The organism is Enterococcus sp. LJL90, from assembly GCF_056924355.1.
In genome coordinates, this window is the sequence record NZ_JBXPBQ010000001.1 from 729,946 (window position 1) to 750,192 (window position 20,247).

Sequence of the window (20,247 nt, forward strand, 5' to 3'; positions counted from 1 at the left end):
AACCCATTTGTAAATAAAAAAACAATTTTTTTAGGAGGAAGAAAAATGAAAGTAAGAACATTAAGTGCGGCTGCTTTATTAGCAGTATTGGGAGTAGCAACAGTTGCACCAGTTGCAGCAAGTGCATCAGGTGGATCACATTCTATCGAAAATAGCGGTACAGTAACTGTTGAGGCAGGTATTCTTGATCCAGATACTGATCCAGTGGTTGACCCGGAAGATCCAGATAAAAGTATCGATCCAAATAATCCAGATTTAGAAAAACCAACTGTTGATCCAGGAAGTATCGGATTAACGAATGTTTCTAAATTAAAATTTGGAACAATCAAAGTTTCTAGTTCAGCACAAAAAATTCCTGCTGCAGCTTTTGTAGGAAATACAACTGAATATGTTTTGAACCCTGCTTATGATCCAACTGATCCTACAAGTGGTGATGAGTATATCTGGCAACCTACAGCAACTGAAGTTACTCGGGGACATCTAGTTACCTGGGGAGATTTAACTGGTGCTGACGCAGGTTATACTATTTCAGCTAAATTAACTCAACAATTTACTCAAGGTACGGGAGCAGATGCAGTAGCTTTAACTGGGTCAACACTGACTTACACTAACCCATTGATTGCAACTCGTCCTGATGCAGACACCGGTTCTACTACAGGTGGTTTAACTCCAGTATCTACCTTTACTTTAGGAATTGATGGGGACTCTGCTGGTACATCTATTGCAGATTCTCAAACTATCGTAACGGCTGCTGCTGGTCAAGGTGGTGGTAACTTTACTTTAGAATTTGGACAAAGTGATGCTTACACTGGTACTGGTGGTGTCGCGGGAACAGCTGCTAACTCTGTAATCTTAAATATCCCGGCAGCTACGTCTGCAAAAATGGCCATTGGTGATTATGTAGCTCAAATTACATGGACAATGAACTACACTTACACTCCAACAGCTCCTTAATAAAAAATTCATTTAAATTTTGAAACTGGTGGAGTTTTCTCCATCAGTTTCGCTATTTATCATGAAAAAAGTACATAAAACGTTTGAAATACAGATATTATATTGATAAAATAATATTATAATAATAAAATGGCAGGTAAAAATATGATGAAACAAAAAAAGATAAGTTTTTTTGGGGGATTTAGTTTTTTTTTTTTTATTTAGTTTATTTTTTTTATTAGGGAATAATTTAGTGGCCGAGGCGACAACAAGTAGCAGTGGTCAGTCAAATCCTAGTAGCATTCAAATTTCACCAGTATTTCCAGATAATCAACTAAACACCGGAATTAGTTATTTTGATTTAATGATGACTCCGAATCAGCAGCAGACTGTTTCAATTAATATTGAAAACAAAAATGAAAATTCCGTTATACTTGATTTATCGTATAATTCAGCTAAAACTAATCGTAGTGGTGGCATCGAATATGGGAATTATAATATTGAAAATGATGCTTCCTTGGTCAATGATTTTGTGGATATTGTCACAGGACCAGAATCAATTGAAGTTCCTGGTGGTGGAGTAACACAATTGGAAATTTCTATTCAAATGCCAGAAGCTGCTTATGATGGAGTTGTTGCTGGTGGCTTGACATTGACACCGCAAGTTGAGCAAACAACAGATAGCAGCACATTAGAAGAAGGTGGCAGCCAAGTAGAGAACGCTTATGCTTATGCGATATCTTTTTTACTGCGTGAAAATGAAGTTGAGTTACAACCTGATTTACAGTTTCGAACAGCCTACGCATCAACACAAAATTACCGCAATACAATTTACGTAAGCTTGTCTAATGTAATTGCTACCTATGTTGCTGGTTTAACAATTGATGCGCAAATTACTCAATCTGATAGCGAGGAGGTTCTGTGGGAGTCTCGTAGCACGGCGATGAGTATGGCGCCCAATAGCTACATTAATTATCCAGTGAGCATGAATGGAGATCGGATGGTCGCTGGATTATACACAGCTCATGTGACTGCTTATGCAGGTGGGCAAACTTGGGAGTTTACAGAGGATTTTGAGATTACTGAGGAAGAGGCAGATGAGTATAACCAATTAGATGTCGGTTTAGTACAGGACCGTGGCGTTGATTGGCGGTTAATTGTAGCGATTGTTGGTGGAGTGGTTGTTCTTCTAGGATTAGCTTTCTTAGTCATCAGACAAATTAAGAAAAATAATAAGAAAAAGGAAGATGCTGAAAAAGCTAAGAAACGTAAGAAAAAAAAGAGTGGCGAGTAAGGTAAACGGAGGATAGCTATGACATTGTTAGAGTGGGGGGTACTTATAGGCATTGCCATTACTATTATTTTTGGTATACTAGTTGTCTTCAACTTGATTCAATTTTTTATACGCCGAAAAAAATTGCGTAACTTGCCTACTAAAGGACCTAAAAATAAAAAAAAACGACGGCTTTTAATGAAAAGGCGCAAAGAATTAATAGCAGGTCGTAAATCCTCGTTAAAGTTTTTAATTATCTTTCTAGTATTAGCTAGTTTAACAGGTGGGGGAACAGCTTACGCTACCTACTATCAATCAACGAATTTATCAGAAACAGACTCTGAACTAGTTGTTCAATCTTATTTACTATTGAGGGATTTTGAAACACAAATACAGGCCTCTGGGAATGAGTCTGCTGAGCAAGATGCTGTTTCAAGAAACATACGTTATTTGACCACAAGCTTAGCAACATATGGCAGTAAGATGGCAAATACCGCAAACACAGTTGAGGGACAAACTGTGTTGAACAAATATTATGCAGCGGTAGGCGAGTTAGGCATGAATGCCAGTCGAGAGATTGATTCCTTCTATGGTAACACGGAACTAGTAGCTACATACGAAAATGATATTGAAAAAATTAAAGCATTAGAAGAAGCTGCTTATAGTTATTATCAAGTGGACCAAGCAGCTATTGATAATCAAATTAGCGAACAAGAACAAGAGTAACAAATTAGTACATCTGTTTTCTAAAACATAGGTTGCAAACAAAGTCGAAAATGATTTTGTTTGCAACCTTTTTTGCTTTATCAAAAAACGACACTGACCTAGCAACTGTCAGTGTCGTAATTTTTCAGAAATGCAATTGTTTACAAGAAAAAGATATTGCGGATAACTACCAACACAATTAAATGTACCGGATAAAACAAGTAAAAGCCCCATTTCATCCAAGCAGGAGAATAACCGCGTTTGCCATTGTACATCAGCAGTAGTGGGATAACTAATAGACCGCCCCATGCAGTCATGATGATGCCCATCGGATAGCCGAGGGGATTGACCAAATACAGCTCAGTGTACATCTGATAAAAGAAAATAGCGCATGTATAAATGATTGGCACCGTTTTTCGCAGCAGGTCATTTTTAATCCGATAAAAGCCGTAGATAGTCAGAACCCCCATAAAGCCCCAATCAGAAAAATAAGTCAACAGGGCAAATACGAAGGCTAAAGGAATCTCTAGCCAAAGCAGCTGGACCATATCACAAATGATTATCAGTAAAAGTCCAATCATCAAAGTGAAAAAGATGTTATTAACTAAATCAACAAGTTGGAATTCCCTTGAAGTGGAATGGAATAGCAGATAAAAGGGATAAATAGAAATTCCCCAGAATAGCGCCATCCTACCGAGGTATTTCCACTTGTTACGGGTGTAATGGAACCCTTCTGCCACCATAAAGGCCATGATGGGAAAGGTCAAGCGGCCAATCCAGAGTGTTGCCTCGTACAAGCCCACAGACTGGGGAATAATCCACGGGGCAAAACCACCGCCGATGTGATTAATTAACATAGCAATAATTGCAATTATTTTCAGAGTAAAACCATTAATTTTTTTCATTCTTCGTCCTCCCAGTAATATTTTAGCATAAATGAAACCATGAAAACTGAAATTTTCATGGTGATACAGATATTATTTTTGATTTTTTGGAGTGAATTCAAATTTGGATTATAAATTTTTGGAACTAAATTTATTAGAAATTTTTAATCTAAGTGAAGATTTTCTGATTGTTAAATATTTTGATAGTGAAATGCACTTATTTAACATGATTTAGAAAAGGCTGTCGAAAATGACAAAATATTGATGATTGAAATAATGTTCATTTTTATATCGAGCCGGTGATTGTAACGAAATCAAATAACTTATTTTTATCCATTTTAATTAATCGTTTGATACAAAAATATGTTTTTAAATCAAAAAATTAGAAAATTCTTTTTGTTGCTTCAAAATACATCATTTTTATCTAAAATGATGTATTATTCTGTTTGCTTCGACGAAAATGATTGGGCTGGTGATTATAGTGTGTAATTTTTTCAAAAAAATAAAAAAAGCCAGCTTAAGGCTTTTTCTTTTTTGCTTGCTGTGCTTACTACCTCTCTCTTCAACTAATGCTGCGGAATTAGACAGCCAAATTATCTCAGGAGTATCAACAAGCTCGCAAAATTCTAGTGTGAGTACTCAAGCTTCAGGAGCGGGTATGACAGAAATTCCTAAAGGGGCTATTACAATCGATGGACTTTTTGCCTCCCCTAATGCCAGTAGTGGCATTGGTGCAATTGTTGAAACAGTAACTGAACCGACAGATAACAACGGCTTGCCCTATTCGATTATTTCTTTAAGCGGTAGTGAGAACTTTACCTCTATTTGGTCAGATGATGATTATAAATTAAACTTCAATCAATCCTTTGAAGGACGTACATACGTTAATTTTGGGGATGCCAATCAGGCTGCCGATGGATTTGCTTTTGTGATGCATAATGATTCAAGCGGTACGACAGCATTAACTTCTGCAGATAATCCAGCAGCAGATGGTCAAAATTTAGGAGTTTATGGATCAACAAATGCCTATCGAGAAAACATCAGTAGCTCGCTTTTTCCAAATTGGGTTACTCGCACACCAGATTATCGGGCGATTCAAAACTCAGTAGCTATTGAATTTGATTTAAATTATAACAACGGCCGACCAGCAGCCTATGATATTCAGCTGAATTCGAATCAAACACCCCATATGGCATACACTTTTCCTGGGAGTAGCAGTAAAGGTTATCAGCCGATTGGTACTCTGGGAGAAACAACTGATAACTGGTTTGTTTTGACGCCAATCTTCGGTGGTGGTGATCCCCATAGAGTCGCTACAAAGCACAATAGTTTAATTGCTTTAAATGGAACCATTAGTACCAATGTACGGGATAATACATGGTACGAGTTTCGTTATGCTTTTGACAAAGAAACGAATATTTTTAGTTATTATCTAGAAAATCCAGTGACAGAAATCAAGACGGCTGTCACACAGATTCCATGGCAGGATTTGGTGGAGGAGTTAAATCTGGAGGAAAATGATTACACTGCTTATTGGGGATTTACTGCTGCAAACGGCGCAGCTTCTGGAAAAACTCAATTTGTTTTCACCCAACCACCAGTTGAATTGCAAGGCTCTGTGACTAATGATGTTTTGAATGATGCTCAGGAGTCAATCAGCGTGGCACAAGCTGCTGCTTCAGCAGAAAAAAATGTTACTGCCGGTGAAACGGTCAAGATTGTCTCTGATTTTGCAGTAACTGGTGAAGCCTCAGTTACTTTAAACTCTTGGAATGTTGTATTAGATCCCGCAGTGATTGATTTAACTGGAAATCAGTCTGTGATGAATATTACAGCAACGGACATAAGCACGCAGGTAGAAACTGCTGGAACAGCTGAGGTCAACTCTGAAACTGGCAGTATTATTGTCCAGTTTCCTAATTTACAAGTACGAAGTAATAGTGAAATACGCTTGAGTTTTCAAGTTGCGACAAAAGAAATTACGGATGAACACCAAGTTGAAGTCAACAGCAATGTAATCGCAACTGAAGTAGGAAAGACTGCGGCGTTAACCTTTCAAGGGTCAGCAACATATTTTTGGATAGTGAAGGCCGATAGTCCAACTCAATTATCTTGGCAGGCAGAGACGCTACAGGAAAGCCTGAGTCTTGAGGAGGATATGTCAAATATCAATGATGGTTTGGAACAACTCTTTTATTGGCAAGATGATGATGTCGCCGACCAGCTCCAGTTTCGTTTACTGCAAAATGAAACAGTAATCGCTGTAACAACAGCCCAGACGACTGGAAATCAAGAGTTTATGGAAAACAGCCTAACAATCCCGGCAGAAAATCTTGATTATGGGACTAACAATTTTACCTTAACAGTCTATCGATTTGATACAAAGACCCAACAGTATCAGCTGCAAAGAGCCAGCTTGAATTTGACTATTTCTGTGACAGGTCGGCTGAGTTTGCTTGAAGCACCAGAGCTTCTAAGCTGGACCAACAGGACGGTAGCCTTATCAAAGGGCGAACTAATACGAGATGCTGACAATTCTTTGACTTTAAGAGTGTTAGACAGCCGGCAAGCAGGGCATGATTGGTCAGTCGGTGCAACTGTAAGTGGCAGTTCAGGGGATTTATTTACCTTAGTCTGGAAAAATCAAGCAACGGATATGGCAACCCCCCTCAGCGACAAAACGACCTTGGTGATGGATAACACTTCTGCTAATAAAGATAGCGAGGGCTACACTTATTCAGAAAGTTGGCAAAATACTACTGGAATTCTGTTGCAAAGTGATGACTATCTATCAGTTGGCGATTACAGTGGGCAGCTAAAAGTTCTATGGCAGCTATATGATACTGCCAGCCCGGAATAAGGAGTGGCCAAATGAAAAAAATAATTATCAAGGGAGCATGTCTTTTAGTGCTAGTCTGCTTATTTTTTATTCCAGAAAAAGCCGCAGCTCTTGGACAAGAGATTGCCGCTAGTAATCAACAGGAAATTACTTTTCAGATAATAGAAGAATCCACTGGCGGGCATTTTCAACTGCCTTCTACTAATGAATTGTTATCAGGAGTATTAGTATTTTTAGGAATTTTTACATTAGGACTATGGTTGATATTGGTTTTAAATAGGAGGCGACGACATGCTAAGAAATTATAAATTCGCTTGCTTGTTTAGCCTTGTAATAATGGGCATACTTTCTTTAGGAGAAGAAGCCGAGGCCAGTAGTGATTTGACTATCACGATTGTTGAGAACCCTTTAACTTTGACCGAAGTTATTCCGCCGACTTTTGGCAGCTATATTAAAAGTTCAGATGAACGATTGGTTACGGCAACGGGAGATTTGATTATCAAGGTTAAGGATACCCGCCTGAATCGAGACACTCCTTGGAGTATCCAATATCAGCTAACAGCTTTTACTAATCAAACTGAATACGGCTTGCAAATTAATTTGGGAGAAGGGCAGTTGACCAGTGATCTAGCTGAAGGTCTAACCTATGAAAGTTATGGTACAAGTCTTTTAGAAAATCAAAAAGGTACGTTAGTGGAAGTATATTCAACCAACACTGAGGAGTATCAATATCGAATTTCAAAAGAGGCGATTCAGTTGGTATTGCCTGGAGGACTCCCTATTGGTGAGTACCATGGTGTTCAAACTATTAATCTAGTCAATATTTCAGAACCACAATAGTGATAATAAATAACCTTTATTATAGAAAAAAACATTTGGAGGAAGAAAAATGAATAAGAAAGTATTATTTGGAACAGTTTTAGCAGGAGCAGTAACTTTTTCAATTGGAGCGGTTTCAGCAAATGCTAGTACCATGGTCCAATCAGGTCAAACAGGGACAGCAGTTGAAATCATTGATGATACCACCGAAAACCCTCTACTAGTTTTGAAATCAGTACCAGAAAACTACAATTTTAAAACCACACTACAGAATCAAACTTATGTACTGACAACGACTAATCTAGTCTCAGATGCAGGGGAAATCGTCGTTTTAAACGGTTCAACCACACAAAGCTGGAGTGTCAAAGCCTCGTTGGTAGATAATAAGATTACCAATTCTAAAGGCGATTTTAAAGTTAGATCCTTCACAATTAATGGAACAGATATTGTAACTGGTGTTGATGGAGTAGTGATGTCTGGAGACGGTAGTAGCACCGGTGAAATTTCCGAAGCTGTTACTGGTTTGGGCATTTCATTTTCAGATGGCACCAATCTTTTGGAAGTTGGCGACCAATTAAGCGGCACGGTTAACTATAGCTTAGTCAATACCTCGACTGCTGAATAATCACCGGCTAGTTCAGCAGCTATCTGTGATACAGCAGAAACCCATTTTTTTGTTGTATCACAGTTTTATGTACATATTAAGGAGTAGTAAAAAATGAACCAATTAAAAAAAATTTTTCTGGGGGCTAGTTTATTGTTTGCGTTGAGCCTGCCCACATTTGTGATGGCAGCTTCAAGCGATGTGTCTACTGATACGAGTAGCGCTCAGAATACAACTGAAGTAGGCTATAATATCCAAGCCATTCTCCCGGAAAATCAAGTAAATGATCAGGATTCTTTTTTCAACCTACGGATGGAACCAAGTCAAGAGCAAACCATTCAATTTGTTATCAATAACACTTCTTCTGAAGAAACAACTTTTGCGCTATCTATTAACCAAGCCTACACGAATACTCAGGGATTTATTGATTACTCTGATGCTGATGCGCAATTGGATGATTCCTTAAAATATGCGATTTCTGACATAGCAACTGTTGATAATTCTGTAACTGTAGCGGCCAATAGTTCAGCAACCGTCCCAATTGAGTTAAAAATGCCAGCGGAAGAATACGCCGGTCAAATTTTGGCTGCAATCCAAGTAATAAAAGAGCAGGATGATGACTCCAGTGGGATTAGCAATAGCTACGGATATATTTTAGGATTGAAATTAACGGAAAATGATCAAGCAGTAACTCGAGAACTTAACTTGCTATCGGTGGAGCCAGCGATTTCCTTTGGCAATACCAGCGTTGTTGCTACTCTTCAAAATCCTACAATGGATGCATTTGGTCATTTGGTTTATCATGCGGATGTTTACAATCTTGCTGATAATGAAATTGTTCGCAGTGTTGATTACGATAATAATATGCAAATGGCACCGAATTCCACTTACGGATTTGCAATTGACTGGGACAATCAAGCCCTTGAGGCTGGCGACTATCGTTTGGCTTTGACTGTTGGCGATGCCAAGGGAAACGTCTGGGAGTTTGATGAGGCGTTCACGATTACTGAACAACAGGCACAAGAGATTAATTCAGTCACTGTTGATGAAGTAAATACCCAAAGATTGCCTATCTGGGTCTTCATTGTCATAGGGGCAATGACAGCGATTGTTTTGCTCTTTATCATCTGGCTGATTTTGGCAAAACGGCGAAAAAAAGACGAGAGTGATCAACGGTAGAGAACGATGAATTATATAAGAGCTTCAATTGAAAAATCTTTGTTACAAATAAATATAAGTTGAGTTTCTTCATCTAAAAAGTTCAAACTTAACTTTCTCTATAGAAAAATCAAGACTGTGAAACTACTATCAAGTTTTCACAGTCTTTTTTTGATTTTTTTTTAGGTTGAAGTTGGTAGAGCACTATCGATGGAAACATATAAATGGATTTGCTAGCTAATTTGTCGAAATAAGAAAAATTCTAGAAGAGATATTAAAAATGTATAAAAAAATTTGTTAAATCTGTTGTTCACGAACATTAATCTTCTTTTTTATTTAAAAAAAACATGAATTATAAAGAAAAATTAAAGTTTTTCTTAAAAGTGAAATTCCCTCCTTTTGTCGAAAAAATTTCATTGAGTTTTATAATTCGATCTGACTCAGTCATGTCTATTATTATTATCGTTGTATTTTTATTTAATATTTTAGTTATCTAATTATTTTGAATCAAGTGAAATGAAAAAAAATAATGGTAGGAGGTATTTTTGTATAACTCTTTCTAATTTAGTATTTGTTTGATTTTTTTGATAATTGTTGTAAGCTATAAATGAGGAATCTAATAAGTTGTTTTAATTATTATATCATAAAATATGTTATATAAAAATAAAAAATAATTATTTTATCCAAAAAAGTATATGTATATTCACGTAAAACAGTTAACATTTTTTTTGTTTTGAAGCAACTTATGTTGGTAATTTATGTATCCGCTTTCTTAAATCTTTGAAATGTCTATTTTAAAATGGTGAATTTCATATTTATTCTTAAAAAAGGATTTTGTTGGTATTTTCTGAATTTTTATTCAGCAGATATAAAAAAATTAAAAGGAGAACTGGTATATGAAAATGTCAAAGAAGATGGTTGCAGGAGTTTTATTGAGTGGAATGGTATTAATGATGGCGGTTCCGGCATATGCATCGTCGCTACCCTCCGTTAAAAACACGGAAGGGAGTATCGTACTGGAAGAGAATGATGATCCAACTGAGCCGAAAGATCCAACTGATCCAAAAGAACCGATTGAACCTGAAGATCCAGATAATCCAGGGACAGGGAATGCCGGACCATTGTCATTAGATGTCGCTCCCCGTGCTTTTGATTTTGGTACCCAAAAAATGTACCAAGATACACATACCTACACAGGAGTGGTGACGACCGACCCTCAGAAGCGAAATCAGCAATACGTACAGGTTACTGACAATCGAGAAGCGGTGGATGGCGGATCAGATAGAGGCTGGAATGTTACTGTAAAGCAAGACCATGATCTGATTTCTGCTGGTGGTCATGAACTTACCGGGGCTCGGATTAAATTGCCTCAAGCGGCAGCCCGCAACAGTCTGAATGTTGATTCAAGTGCTGTTGACAGTAGCTACACAGTAGTTGGCGCTACGGGGGTAGAGATTACCAATGCTGCTCTGACGATTTTCGCTCCTGATACTACGACTTTCAGTAAAGGGAAAGGGACTTCAACGATGCTTTGGAAAGCTAGTGAGGTAGCATTAACCATTCCAGCTGGAGTGGCTAAAACTGGCGATTATACGAACAATGTAGAGTGGTCCTTAACAGCCGGACCGACAATTTAAAGGAAAAGGGGAGAAAAATATGAAATATAGAAAAGCAGTCAGTTTTGTGCTCATTGGGGCATTGAGTGTGGGGTTAGCTGTGCCAGTATCAGCAAGTTCCTTAGGGAGTACGGCTGGGGACATCACTTTTGCTGAAAATACGGATCCGACAGATCCTGTTGATCCAACAGATCCAAGTCTTCCAGATCCTGGAGATAACAGCGAGGATAATAAAGAGACTGGCAATAAAGGGCCTTTATCATTGGACGTTGTACCACGGCAATTTGATTTTGGAACTCAAAAAATTTCATCTTTTATACAGACGTATAACAATCAACCTAAAAGTGTGAATAAGTACAATTATTTACAGGTAACAGATAATCGAATTGATGTAAACGGCTGGAGTGTCAGTGTCAAAGCGGCCCCTTTTACAGATGGTGGGACAAATGTTTTGGAGGGGGCAACATTGATTTTGCCATCAGGGACACCTCGCAACAGTAATACTGGCCCCGCAGAGGTAGACAATATCTCTACAAGAGGTGGTACGTTGACGACTGATGGCTCAGATAAAAATGGTGCAGCAAGCTTAACAGTATTTGGCGTAGCTGCCGCCGAAAACTTAGGCAAAGCAACTTCTGTCAATACTTGGAATGCTCAAGATGTGAAGTTGAGTGTTCCTGCAGGGACTGCGAGAAAGCTGGCCTATACTTCAACGATTACTTGGACTTTAACGGCTAATGTCTATAGCTGATTACCTATAAGGAGTTTTGAGTATGCGAAAACAGAATTTTGGAATACTTCAGTTGCTAATCTTAATCTGTTGTTGCTTTTTTCCATTTGTAACAGTAACAGCCACCTCTAAAGAGCAGAGCGTAGGCTACAGCGTCCAGAAAATCAATCCAGAAGGGGCGCAGGTTTCAGAATCAAGTTCTTATTATGATCTTCTAGTGACACCGGGGGAAACTCGCAGTATTCAGGCGCGAATCCAAAATTCTGAATCAGCAGAAATCACAGTCCATTCTGATATTTTTACAACGTACACAAATGCTAATGGTGAAATCAGTTATACCGATCAGGCTGAAGAGTATGACAAGAGCTTGAATTTTATGGTAAGTGATTTCACTGAAATAGTAGCATCAGATATTGATGCTGTGATTCCACCTCAAGGCTCAAAGGAAGTAACTGTTATGATTCAGGTTCCCGAAGATATTCCCGATGGTGTCTATTTAGGCTCGTGGTACTTTGTAAAAGAGGGGCAAGAAGTAACAGAATCTAGTGGTGAGGGTATCTCAATCAATAATATGTACAGTTATGCACTGGCCATTAAGCTGACAGTTAATCAGGAGATAGCCGAACCAAATTTAAATTTGCTCAATATCACGACTGACTTAAACAATCATCGCAAAGTAATTAACGCTAATCTTCAAAATGACCAGCCGGCTGTCTTATCCAACCTAAATGTGAAAGCAGAGGTTATGAAGCGCGATCAATTTGAAATTTTATATGAAAATGAAATCAGCAATTTGATCATGGCACCAAATTCTAACTATTCGTTTCCGATTTTTTACAATGATTTGCCGATGACAGCCGGCAAATATTCCATGCATATTATTGCCACCACTACAGATCAAAAATGGCCAGAAAAAACATGGGAATGGACAGAGAACTTCACTATTACAGAAAATGAAGTTCGAGCTCTCACGGCAGGGGCAATAAATGATCCGCAGTCGCCAGAGGAGAGCTTAAATTGGTTGTTGATTTTTCTTCTTGCCATTTTGATACTATTGCTGATTATTCTGTTGATTATTCTGTATCACCGCAAAAAAAGAAAAGAAAAGCTGCGCAAAAAAAGATTGCAGATGAAACAAAAAACAAAAAATAAATCAGCTCGCAAGCTTAAGAGTACTTGACAGTAGGGAAAAGGGTTCCTGCCGAAAGACGTTGCCTTTAAATCCGAAATAAGGAGGTGCCGAGTGTTGAAGAGATTTTTTATCCTGTGTTGCCCACTACTATTCATAGTTATGTGTGGGTTCCTTCAGCCACTAGCTGTGTCAGCTACCACAACTTCGGGTTCAATTAAGTTTACTGAATTTGCAGATATTCAAGCTCCCCAGCCTAATGAGCCGGAAGGACCACAGGGAAATCCAACTCCTGTTAGACAAATAACAACAAATCAGACATCAGAAAGTGGTAAATTGCCGAAAACCGGTGAACAGGTCATGATTCGCCTCACAGTATTTGGTGTCGTGATACTAACAGGGATTTTGCTTTATCTGATTGTAGCGAGAAAACGAGACTTTGAGGAAAGCTTCCGAGAATGAACAGCAAGTGGGTGTTGAAGATGAGCTTGACAATTTTCAACGCGGATTACTTTGAATCATGTGTGAAGGGAATAAAGTTACAAAACAATGTTTAAAAAAGTAAAGGAAGGGATAAATGGAAAGAAAATATAAATTGTTGATTGCTGCTTGTATTTCAATCTTCATGGCAGCTTTTCCATTGTCAACAGCTGCCGCCGAAGAGTATCAAAAATATAATTTAGGCACCGAATTCCCACCTGATTTGACTTTAGGGCAAAGAAGCAAAAATCCTGATGTTGGTAAATTAGAAGAGGAATATGATGAGGATGGAAACCTGATTGGGATTTACTTGACCAGCCTAATGGAGACTAAGTATACAGAGAAAGACGGCAATGATTATTGGTTAAGTAGATCTAATAGCTATAACAATATCTCAGCCATGAATATTGTCAAACGAACTCCTGGTTGGATAAATGACCCGGCCGCTAATTTTCGGACGGATTATCAACCAGCAAATCCGGCAGAACCCTTTAAAGGCGGAGTGTGGCGAGGGACTGGGATTGTTCCCTTGACTGCTACCATAAATAGGAGAGGGATAGTTGACCCAACCACAGATGCTGCAAATGATTTTATGACAGGAAATTATGGTGCGTATGTGCGGGTTGAATTTCCGATTGGTGTCGATGCTCGTTCGATGGCATTAGCAATCAATTGGGTAAATTCAGGGGCTAGTTCAAAGTTTGATGTCAATGCGTTCGGTATCTCTGTGGGGGCTCTTCCATTTGTTGAAGCGCATTTCCCCCTTACTTGGGCACCGGAGTATACTCGCTGGAGTAAGGAAGATCCAAACGCTTTTTACATTTTAATTCGCGGATTAGATATTAACTATTTTAAAACGACTGAAGCTTATACTAGCATGAACTCAAACGACAAAGCTGCTTTTGATTTGCAAGTTACCGGTCTTAATTTAGCAGTTGCCTTGGGCCACAATCAGTTGGGAAATATTCAAGGACATGCTGCCTCCTATGCTGAGATTAACATGGATCGTTACAAAGGAAATCTGACGACTCAAGAAATTAAGGACTTAAACATAGAGCGCCAAGATGATCCCACTCTCTTTATTGGTGCTGATGACAGTCCTGAGAAAGTCTTGACCAGAGGAACTTTCCCGCCAGAGCCGAGTAATAAGCTGAACTGGACGTTTTACTATTTGGATCGAGACGTGATGCTTTCACCGGAGACGACACTTGGACGTTCCAAGTATCAGATGCAGGATGCTTATTTTTTACGCTCAATGATGGATAAAAATCCAGTACCCAATAATCAGCTTACCACTTGGAGTACCTATTTTTCCCCAATTGATCGCAATCACGAAGTCTCATCAGAGGTCTCACTTCAAGGGTGGAATATTGACCCATTAAAAAGTTTTAATACGAAGTCTCAATTAGATAGCACAGGGAAATATTTAACTACAGAATTTCAAGAAAATTTAGGTGAAACTTATACTCAGGTTTTACCTGGCTCAGATTTTAAGGAACGGGATTTGACATTGGTTCACAAAGACTTATTGATGACCTATGGTGAATTAAATGATTCAACCCATAGTCTAAAGGGAGGACAAGATAACCGCTTTGTCCGAGTGATTGACTTTTTTAAAAAATCAGATATCACCCATGATGAGAATCGACAATTGACGATTGAGCAAACAACAAAGGATGATGATGGGAATGAAGTGCCTTTGGATGAGCTGATGAATCATCTGAATGAAGACTGGCCGGTCTACTTTAACGGCACCGCTACAGCGTCAACCGAAGCTGGCGGTGGTGTTGGGACTATTAACTCAGCAACTCTAAATGTCCTCCAAAAATTTGAACCGCCTCTCATTAAACTTGCTGACGATAACTCAACAAACCTAAAACTACGAGAAGTTGGTCAATTGACTGGAACGGTTCATTCAGTTGAATCCGCTACGCTTGACTTGTATTATTCTTTAGATAATGGGGCCTACCAAAAATTTGCGACAATCGAGAATCCAATTTTAGGAGAGGAAATTCCGTTTGCTTATCCTGATTTAGTCTTTGATTCTGTCGATGAAATCGGTGAGCATACCATTTCGATTAAGGCAATTGATGAATTTCAATTGGAGTCAGAGGTTGTTAGCCAAATAATTTCAGTAGCTCCAAACGAATATAAAATCAGAATGAATTATTTGGATAATAACTTAAGCCCAATCCATAAGGCACAAGAAATCACAATTAAGGATACTAATTTAACGGCAAATAGTTATAGTATTAGTCTGAAGGACTATGCCCTTAACAATGCTAGTTGGCTGTTTGAATATGTAACAGTGAACGATGACCTAGAACAGTTCTCATTGCAGGAAACAGTCGTCTTCAGTCTAAATAAACTTATTGCCGGTCAAACTGATATTAACTATCATTACTTAGCGATTACACCAGAGTTTGAAATTCCTAAGGGGATTGGTTTTGGTATCCAAAAGACCAAATTTCAAGAGCAGGTCTATTTTCCCGAAGCCGTCGATGGTAAGCTGTCAGTCAGAAATAATACCAATATGACTGACTGGGCATTAAAGGTACAGGGAACTGATTTAGAAGATGCTCAACAGGGGAAAACGCTAAAGGGAGCCTTGAATTATTACAAAGAAGGTCAAGCTAATGGTATCAGCGCTGCTTCCTTTACGGTTTTCAATGGAGCGGCAGATGGTGATGCAAGTGCTGGAATCACGATTTCTGATAGTTGGACATTAGCAGATAAGTTATCAACTACGCCAACCAATCAGCGGAATGGTTTCACAATCAACACCTTCGGGGCCAGTCAGCATGGCAACTATACAGCCACGCTAAACTGGACTTTTGTCACCGAAGTCAATTAAATAAGTGTCGGTTGTAGAGGAGAGCTCACTCTATTGATTTAGGAATAAAGTTTGGGCTTCATCGTTGATAATGGCGCTTAAAGAAAAAATTCCATCCTCATAGTCATATTTAAAGATGGCACAGTTGCCAATCCTTTTTTTATTGAAGGGAATGTCAGCGTCTCTGCGCAGTTCGGGAATACTGTGGTCGTCCCAGTATTTCCTGAACTGACCGCAAAAAGCACCATGGCTCATGGCTAAAACTGTCGTGACATCAGGATCACTCATTAGTTGTTCACAGGTTTGGACAGTTCGCTGTTGGAATTCTTTTTCCTCTTCGCCGCCGTAGTTTGCAAAAAAATCACGATAAGGTAATGGGGGATTTAAGTCTTCGCTTTCGCCTTCAAAAAGTCCAAAATTCCATTCTTTTAGACCTTTAAGGCGTGTATAGGGCTGATTGGTGATAATTTCCAGTGTGTCACAGGCTCTTTCAGATGTAGAGCTGTATAATTTATCAAAATTTAGGTTGGCTTTTTTGATATATTCACCAGCTAAGGTTGCTTGTTCTCGACCCAGTTCAGTTAAAGGTGCATCACACCACCCTTGGATTTTTTTCCGTACATTAAAAAGCGTCTGAGCGTGGCGCATTAAGTAAAATGTTTTTTTCATTTCTGAAACCTCCTAGTTTTTAATTAAGCAAGTTACATATACTGATAATTTTACTAGTCTTTTTTAGAAATGCTAGCAGTTTATTTTTTTCAAAAGAACTATAGAATTGATTGTCAGTGGGAACATCCAGAACTTTATTAATGTCTTAATGAAAGTGTTTATAAATATCTAGTTTGATTTTTCAAATACCTAAATTTATGAAGGAGGAGTTTTAAGTGGATTTTGTTGAAGTCGCAGAAAGAATTGCCAAAGAAGCCTACCACAATCAAGTAGACAATCAGGGGTATCCGTATTTTATCCATACGAAGGCGGTGGCGACCTTATGCAGCAAGCCGAATGAAAAAGCGGTAGCTTATCTGCATGATATTTTGGAATATACTTCTTTGACAACCGCTGACTTGAAAGCTTCAGCTATTCCTCAGAAAGTCATTGATGCCGTCGTAGTCCTAACTAGAAAAGAAGACGAGACGCTTTTTGAGTATTTAGAGCGGATAAAAAAGAATAACTTGGCGATGGTTATTACGCTAGCCAGCATTGCTTTGCGTATCGAAGCAGCCCACACAAAAGACTTCACCACACAAGATTTTGTACGTGTCGAGCGTTATCAACAAGCCCGCCGTTATCTACTAGATGAGTTATAATTAGCGACGGGGCTGTGCTGATTTATGCCCGGGCAATATCTATCTGACGGTGAACTTTCAATAGTACACAAACAGTAGCAGATTCCTTATTTTCTTTCCTCCAGTACCACTAATTCGTGTAAAGCCCGTGTTGCGGCAATATAGAGAAAATGCGAATCGCTATTATTGGCTTGAGTCATGGGTAAGATAACCATGTCAAATTCTAAACCTTTTGCAAATTGTTGACTAGATAATACGATTGGTTGTGTGATTGCACGAGAATCCTCGGTAACAATCTGAACAGTATTATCAGCTATTTGTGTGGCTAGCTCTTGGACTTGATTGGCATTTTGGCAAATAATGCCACAAGTTTGCCAGGGCCCTTTTTCAAAGTGTCGCAGCTGCTCTTTAATTTGCAGATGAAGTGGCTGTGAGCTTTGCAGGCGAGAAACGGGTTTTCCGTGACGATCAAGAGGTTCAAGCATGTTTGGCGGGAGAAAATTTTGAGCAAATTGAATGATTTCAAAAGTCGAGCGATAGCTTTTCTTTAAAAAGAAAAGCTTAGGTTGATCTAAGAGCCCAGCTAATTGTTGTAAAAAATCTTGTTCTTTAGGAATTAAAGTTTGCTGAGTGTCACCACAGTAAATTTTGCGGGCAGTAAATAATCGTTGGAGAATTTTAAACTGTAGCAGCGAATAATCTTGCATCTCATCGACAACTAAATATTTAACTGATTTGTCCACTGTAAGTCCAGTAAAGTAATGTTCGATGAAGAGTAGCGGGTATAAGTCGCTGCTTTTCACAATTTTAGTCTTGAGATGAAAGTTCTTATCCAGCGTAGCTAGAAACTTTTGATAGCTTGTCAATGAATCTGAATAGGCTAATCGTTTAGTGAATTCTTTTTGAATAATCTGTTGTTGCTGAAGCCTTTTTTTACCAGTGAAGTCTTTGGTTAATAGACGGCTGGCTTTTTGAATGAGCCGTAAGAGGGGAACCTCTTCTGAGAATATGTTTTGCAATTCGACAATTGGAGCTGTCAATTCAGAGGTAATCAGGGGTGCTTCCCACAATTTTGAGCGCTGATTATCTAAAAAAATTTCTAGGCTTAGGGCAAATTTTTCAGACTGCTTATAACGGTAGACCTGACTTTCTGAGCTATCTGGGTCATTTAGAACCTGACTAAGCTCTTGTTGCAATGACTGATGGACAGTCAGATTGCAGTTTTTTAGTGCTAGCTCCTCAAAGGAGAGCTGGCGCAAATCGTGTTCGCCAAGCTCAGGTAAGACGCTAGAAATATAATTAGCAAACACTTTATTGGGTGATAAAATCAGAACATTTTCTGATTTTAAATTTTCCCTCTCTTGATAGAGTAGATAGGCCAAGCGATGCAGGGCAATGGCCGTTTTTCCAGAACCGGCCACTCCTTGGATGATGATGTCAGTGGTGGGAGCCTGGCGAATAATCTGATTTTGTTCTTTTTGAATCGTCTGGATAATTGTTTTCATTTGCTGGTTGCTAGCTTTGTTGAGGGTCTCGTTTAGAAAAAGATCGCTGAGACCCTCTTTCACAGGATACATTTTTAGCAGTTGGCCGGCTTGTATATCAAATTGGATTTTTTCTAAATTTTCACCTGTAAAGCTGATGCCATTGACTTGGTAGTGGCTGTCTCCTGTTCCAAAATCATAATATAATGCGGAAATAGGTGCCCGCCAATCATAGATGTATTGCTGATCAAAATCATCTGAAAGACCGTAACGACCAATGTAAAAATTGTCAGCTTCGGCTTCATCTGAAAAACGAAACACGACTTTGGCAAAATAAGGCGTTTGTTTTTGGTAATGAAGCTTTTCTGTTTGTTTCGTCTCTAGAATGCTGCGGGAATCCAGTAATTTTAGATTTTGCTGCTGATGATAAACTTCATATTTATCGAGTTCATGACGATAATCTACCGTATATTTTTTAATACTGCGGTAATCAGCCTCGTTTTGTAGCAGGGATAATTCTAAATTCCCGATTTTCTTTTCGATGGTTTGCACAACGGTTTTTAAATATTTTTTTTCAGTTGAAAGTGTCATCTTCATCCCTCCAACGGTTATGGTATCATGAGAAGAGAACTCTGGTGGATAAGTGGAGGGTTAAGAAAATGAGAACCTATACAACGATGCAGATAGCCCAAGCTGTTGAGTTGCATCCGAACACGGTCAGAAAATACGAGGAATGGCAACTGTTGCCACCACCTAAGCGTCAAGCAAATGGTTATCGAGTTTATACAGAATATCATTTGACCTTGATTCGGCTGATTCGTATTGGATACAGCGTGGAAATTATCCATGGCAATTTACGCAGAAAAGTAACTGAAGTTATCCAAAATTTAGCGGACTATGATTTTACTGAAGCGGAAAAAAAGCTTGATGAGTATTTTGTTTTGTTAAGTAACGAAAAAATCAAGGCGCAGGAAGCCATTAATTTGATCTCCGATAATTTACAGGAGCAAACTCAAGAAAAACAAGTAACCTTTTCAAGAAAGCAAGCGGCGGATTATTTAGAAATAACCATTGATACTCTGCGAAATTGGGAGCTGAACGGTCTTGTAGAAGTCCCTCGTCAAAAGAACGGCTATCGGAGCTATAATGCGGCGGTGATGAAGCAACTTAAAATAATTCGCACACTGCGGAATGCTAATTATTCCCTTAGTGGGATTTTACGTCTTATGCAGGCTATCAAAGACAATGGTGAGATGAACTCTCAGGAAATCACCCAGACACTGAACCAGCTGAGTGAACAAGAATATATTCATTCTGTTTGTGATACCTTATTGATTTCATTAGATCAAGCTCAATCTAACTCTGAGGTGATAAAGGACTTGATGGGAAAATTAGCTGTGCTAAAAGCGGAAAATGAAAATTCTTCAAAAAGAACCCAAGCTGCTCATTAAAGCGAGCTGCTTGGGTTTTT

The 20,247-nt window shown here is 38.7% G+C and carries 18 protein-coding genes; 15 read left to right on the forward strand and 3 right to left on the reverse strand.

The genetic code is table 11. The features are described 5' to 3' along the window. Nucleotides 1-45 precede the first annotated feature (45 nt). From AC1Z3S_RS03260 to AC1Z3S_RS03270, 3 genes are all read left to right on the forward strand, one after another. Nucleotides 46-954 carry a WxL domain-containing protein gene (locus tag AC1Z3S_RS03260; protein WP_461739162.1) on the forward strand — a complete coding sequence of 303 codons (909 nt, stop codon included), beginning with the start codon at nt 46-48 and terminating at the stop codon, nt 952-954. Between the two features lie 232 nt (nt 955-1,186). Then, nucleotides 1,187-2,227 carry a WxLIP family cell surface protein gene (locus AC1Z3S_RS03265; protein WP_461739163.1) on the forward strand — a complete coding sequence of 347 codons (1,041 nt, stop codon included), beginning with the start codon at nt 1,187-1,189 and terminating at the stop codon, nt 2,225-2,227. A gap of 18 nt (nt 2,228-2,245) precedes the next feature. After that, the gene (locus AC1Z3S_RS03270) at nt 2,246-2,932 is read left to right on the forward strand and encodes a hypothetical protein (protein ID WP_461739164.1); all 687 of its coding nucleotides are present in this window, start codon (nt 2,246-2,248) and stop codon (nt 2,930-2,932) included. Between the two features lie 140 nt (nt 2,933-3,072). On the opposite strand, the gene AC1Z3S_RS03275 is transcribed toward AC1Z3S_RS03270, so the two are convergent. Beyond that, nucleotides 3,073-3,816 carry a TraX family protein gene (locus tag AC1Z3S_RS03275; protein ID WP_461739165.1) on the reverse strand — a complete coding sequence of 248 codons (744 nt, stop codon included), beginning with the start codon at nt 3,814-3,816 and terminating at the stop codon, nt 3,073-3,075. Between the two features lie 637 nt (nt 3,817-4,453). Here AC1Z3S_RS03275 and AC1Z3S_RS03280 point away from each other — a divergent pair. From AC1Z3S_RS03280 to AC1Z3S_RS03325, 10 genes are all read left to right on the forward strand, one after another. Then, on the forward strand, nt 4,454-6,655 hold the full coding sequence (locus tag AC1Z3S_RS03280) for a lectin-like domain-containing protein (protein ID WP_461739166.1): 2,202 nt from the start codon (nt 4,454-4,456) through the stop codon (nt 6,653-6,655). Between the two features lie 11 nt (nt 6,656-6,666). Beyond that, nucleotides 6,667-6,942 carry an LPXTG cell wall anchor domain-containing protein gene (locus AC1Z3S_RS03285; RefSeq protein WP_461739167.1) on the forward strand — a complete coding sequence of 92 codons (276 nt, stop codon included), beginning with the start codon at nt 6,667-6,669 and terminating at the stop codon, nt 6,940-6,942. Then, nucleotides 6,926-7,474 carry a hypothetical protein gene (locus AC1Z3S_RS03290; RefSeq protein WP_461739168.1) on the forward strand — a complete coding sequence of 183 codons (549 nt, stop codon included), beginning with the start codon at nt 6,926-6,928 and terminating at the stop codon, nt 7,472-7,474. Before AC1Z3S_RS03285 ends, AC1Z3S_RS03290 begins: the two co-directional genes overlap by 17 nt. A gap of 49 nt (nt 7,475-7,523) precedes the next feature. Next, entirely contained in the window at nt 7,524-8,078 is a 555-nt protein-coding gene (locus AC1Z3S_RS03295; protein ID WP_461739169.1) for a hypothetical protein, read from the forward strand. A gap of 93 nt (nt 8,079-8,171) precedes the next feature. After that, entirely contained in the window at nt 8,172-9,236 is a 1,065-nt protein-coding gene (locus AC1Z3S_RS03300) for a WxLIP family cell surface protein (RefSeq protein ID WP_461739170.1), read from the forward strand. A gap of 875 nt (nt 9,237-10,111) precedes the next feature. Next, entirely contained in the window at nt 10,112-10,852 is a 741-nt protein-coding gene (locus AC1Z3S_RS03305; protein ID WP_461739171.1) for a WxL domain-containing protein, read from the forward strand. Between the two features lie 19 nt (nt 10,853-10,871). Continuing rightward, nucleotides 10,872-11,582 (forward strand): WxL domain-containing protein, encoded by a 711-nt coding sequence (locus AC1Z3S_RS03310; protein ID WP_461739172.1) that lies wholly within the window; start codon nt 10,872-10,874, stop codon nt 11,580-11,582. A 22-nt stretch (nt 11,583-11,604) separates the two neighbouring features. Then, the gene (locus AC1Z3S_RS03315) at nt 11,605-12,741 is read left to right on the forward strand and encodes a WxLIP family cell surface protein (RefSeq protein ID WP_461739173.1); all 1,137 of its coding nucleotides are present in this window, start codon (nt 11,605-11,607) and stop codon (nt 12,739-12,741) included. Between the two features lie 66 nt (nt 12,742-12,807). Then, nucleotides 12,808-13,152 carry an LPXTG cell wall anchor domain-containing protein gene (locus AC1Z3S_RS03320; protein WP_461739174.1) on the forward strand — a complete coding sequence of 115 codons (345 nt, stop codon included), beginning with the start codon at nt 12,808-12,810 and terminating at the stop codon, nt 13,150-13,152. A 115-nt stretch (nt 13,153-13,267) separates the two neighbouring features. Next, nucleotides 13,268-16,024 (forward strand): hypothetical protein, encoded by a 2,757-nt coding sequence (locus AC1Z3S_RS03325; RefSeq protein WP_461739175.1) that lies wholly within the window; start codon nt 13,268-13,270, stop codon nt 16,022-16,024. A gap of 30 nt (nt 16,025-16,054) precedes the next feature. Here AC1Z3S_RS03325 and AC1Z3S_RS03330 read toward each other — a convergent pair whose 3' ends face one another. Beyond that, the gene (locus AC1Z3S_RS03330) at nt 16,055-16,672 is read right to left on the reverse strand and encodes a histidine phosphatase family protein (protein ID WP_461739176.1); all 618 of its coding nucleotides are present in this window, start codon (nt 16,670-16,672) and stop codon (nt 16,055-16,057) included. A 215-nt stretch (nt 16,673-16,887) separates the two neighbouring features. Between AC1Z3S_RS03330 and AC1Z3S_RS03335 the strand changes: the two genes are divergently transcribed. Then, complete coding sequence (locus AC1Z3S_RS03335) at nt 16,888-17,313, forward strand: SRPBCC family protein (RefSeq protein ID WP_461739177.1); 426 nt, start codon at nt 16,888-16,890, stop codon at nt 17,311-17,313. Between the two features lie 86 nt (nt 17,314-17,399). Here the strand turns inward: AC1Z3S_RS03335 and AC1Z3S_RS03340 are convergent, their stop codons facing one another. Continuing rightward, nucleotides 17,400-19,367, reverse strand: coding sequence for a HelD family protein (locus AC1Z3S_RS03340; protein ID WP_461739178.1), 1,968 nt, complete (start codon nt 19,365-19,367; stop codon nt 17,400-17,402). A gap of 68 nt (nt 19,368-19,435) precedes the next feature. Here AC1Z3S_RS03340 and AC1Z3S_RS03345 point away from each other — a divergent pair, with 68 nt between their 5' ends. Further along, nucleotides 19,436-20,227 carry a MerR family transcriptional regulator gene (locus tag AC1Z3S_RS03345; protein WP_461739179.1) on the forward strand — a complete coding sequence of 264 codons (792 nt, stop codon included), beginning with the start codon at nt 19,436-19,438 and terminating at the stop codon, nt 20,225-20,227. Nucleotides 20,228-20,247: the final 20 nt, after the last annotated feature.